Source organism: Enterococcus sp. C63 (assembly GCF_040887215.1).
Classification (GTDB): domain Bacteria; phylum Bacillota; class Bacilli; order Lactobacillales; family Enterococcaceae; genus Enterococcus_B; species Enterococcus_B hirae.
Genome location: NZ_JBFOFI010000014.1, coordinates 1 through 3,142 on the forward strand (window position 1 = coordinate 1; position 3,142 = coordinate 3,142).

At 50.4% G+C, this 3,142-nt stretch carries 2 rRNA genes; both read right to left on the reverse strand.

Features of this window, described 5'->3' with window-relative positions:
- A 5S ribosomal RNA gene (gene rrf, locus AB3H90_RS14285) occupies positions 1-116 on the reverse strand.
- 93 nt (positions 117-209) lie between these two features.
- Positions 210-3,123 (reverse strand): 23S ribosomal RNA (locus AB3H90_RS14290).
- Positions 3,124-3,142: the final 19 nt, after the last annotated feature.

The window sequence follows — 3,142 nt, forward strand, 5'->3', positions numbered from 1 at the left end:
GCGTGGCGACGTCCTACTCTCACAAGGGGCAACCCCTCACTACAATCGGCGCTAAGAAGCTTAACTTCTGTGTTCGGCATGGTTACAGGTGTATCCTTCTCGCTATCGCCACCACACTGTGGTGTTATCATTATTGAGTTTGCTTTTGCTCACTCAAAACTGGATTTGAAGTATTTCGTAAACTCTACCGAGTTTTTTTCTTTACCAATGTGGTTAAGTCCTCGATCGATTAGTATCAGTCCGCTCCATACATCACTGTACTTCCACTCCTGACCTATCTACCTGATCATCTCTCAGGGATCTTACTTTCTTAAAGAAATGGGAAATCTCATCTTGAGGTGGGCTTCACACTTAGATGCTTTCAGCGTTTATCCCTTCCCTACATAGCTACCCAGCAATGCCCTTGGCAGAACAACTGGTACACCAGCGGTAAGTCCATCCCGGTCCTCTCGTACTAAGGACAGCTCCTCTCAAATTTCCAACGCCCGCGACGGATAGGGACCGAACTGTCTCACGACGTTCTGAACCCAGCTCGCGTGCCGCTTTAATGGGCGAACAGCCCAACCCTTGGGACCGACTACAGCCCCAGGATGCGACGAGCCGACATCGAGGTGCCAAACCTCCCCGTCGATGTGGACTCTTGGGGGAGATAAGCCTGTTATCCCCAGGGTAGCTTTTATCCGTTGAGCGATGGCCCTTCCATGCGGAACCACCGGATCACTAAGCCCGACTTTCGTCCCTGCTCGACTTGTTGGTCTCGCAGTCAAGCTCCCTTCTGCCTTTACACTCTTCGAATGATTTCCAACCATTCTGAGGGAACCTTTGGGCGCCTCCGTTACCTTTTAGGAGGCGACCGCCCCAGTCAAACTGCCCATCTGACACTGTCTCCCACCACGATCAGTGGTGCGGGTTAGAGTGGCCATAACGCAGGGGTAGTATCCCACCAGCGCCTCCATCGAAACTAGCGTTCCGATTTCTACGGCTCCTACCTATCCTGTACATGCGGTACAGACACTCAATATCAAACTACAGTAAAGCTCCATGGGGTCTTTCCGTCCTGTCGCGGGTAACCTGCATCTTCACAGGTACTAAAATTTCACCGAGTCTCTCGTTGAGACAGTGCCCAAATCGTTACGCCTTTCGTGCGGGTCGGAACTTACCCGACAAGGAATTTCGCTACCTTAGGACCGTTATAGTTACGGCCGCCGTTTACTGGGGCTTCAATTCGTACCTTCGCATACGCTAAGCACTCCTCTTAACCTTCCAGCACCGGGCAGGCGTCAGCCCCTATACTTCATCTTACGATTTTGCAGAGACCTGTGTTTTTGATAAACAGTCGCTTGGGCCTATTCACTGCGGCTGATCTTAGATCAGCACCCCTTCTCCCGAAGTTACGGGGTCATTTTGCCGAGTTCCTTAACGAGAGTTCTCTCGCTCACCTTAGGATTCTCTCCTCGACTACCTGTGTCGGTTTGCGGTACGGGTCGTTGTTTTCTCACTAGAAGCTTTTCTCGGCAGTGTGACATCAGGAACTTCGGTACTATTATTTCCCTCCCCATCACAGCTTGTCCGTACAGATAGAAGCATTTGACTCCTATCAAGACTTACTGCTTAGACAGACATTTCCAATCGTCTGCATTCCTTAGCCTCCTGCGTCCCTCCATTGCTCAAACAAAAACAACGAGTACAGGAATATCAACCTGTTGTCCATCGCCTACGCCTGTCGGCCTCGGCTTAGGTCCCGACTAACCCTGGGCGGACGAGCCTTCCCCAGGAAACCTTAGTCATTCGGTGGACAGGATTCTCACCTGTCTTTCGCTACTCATACCGGCATTCTCACTTCTAAGCGCTCCAGCAGTCCTCACGATCTGCCTTCAACGCCCTTAGAACGCTCTCCTACCAATACACCTAAAGGTGTACTCCACAGCTTCGGTAATATGTTTAGCCCCGGTACATTTTCGGCGCAGGGTCACTCGACTAGTGAGCTATTACGCACTCTTTAAATGGTGGCTGCTTCTAAGCCAACATCCTAGTTGTCTGTGCAACCCCACATCCTTTTCCACTTAACATATATTTTGGGACCTTAGCTGGTGGTCTGGGCTGTTTCCCTTTCGACTATGGATCTTATCACTCACAGTCTGACTCCCGGATATGAATGAATGGCATTCGGAGTTTATCTGAATTCGGTAACCCGAGATGGGCCCCTAGTCCAAACAGTGCTCTACCTCCATCATTCTCAATTCCGAGGCTAGCCCTAAAGCTATTTCGGAGAGAACCAGCTATCTCCAAGTTCGTTTGGAATTTCTCCGCTACCCACACCTCATCCCCGCACTTTTCAACGTACGTGGGTTCGGTCCTCCAGTGCGTTTTACCGCACCTTCAACCTGGACATGGGTAGATCACATGGTTTCGGGTCTACGACTACATACTCAAACGCCCTATTCAGACTCGCTTTCGCTGCGGCTCCGTCTCTTCAACTTAACCTCGCATGCAATCGTAACTCGCCGGTTCATTCTACAAAAGGCACGCCATCACCCATTAACGGGCTTTGACTTGTTGTAGGCACACGGTTTCAGGTTCTATTTCACTCCCCTTCCGGGGTGCTTTTCACCTTTCCCTCACGGTACTGGTTCACTATCGGTCACTAGGGAGTATTTAGCCTTGGGAGATGGTCCTCCCGGATTCCGACGGAATTCCTCGTGTTCCGCCGTACTCAGGATCCTCCTAGGTGCCTTCCAAATTTCATCTACGGGGTTTTTACCCTCTTTGACTGACTTTTCCAAGTCATTCGACTATCTGAAAGAACTACCATATTGGAGTCCTACAACCCCAATGAGCAAGCTCATTGGTTTGGGCTTTTCCCGTTTCGCTCGCCGCTACTCAGGGAATCGAATTTTCTTTCTCTTCCTGCAGGTACTTAGATGTTTCAGTTCTCTGCGTCTACCTCGAATGCGCTATGTATTCACGCAAACGTAACATCCTATAAAAGATGCTGGGTTCCCCCATTCGGAAATCTCTGGATCATAGCTTACGTACAGCTCCCCAAAGCATATCGGTGTTAGTCCCGTCCTTCATCGGCTCCTAGTGCCAAGGCATCCACCGTGCGCCCTTATTCACTTAACCTTATCAACCTTGCGGTTGG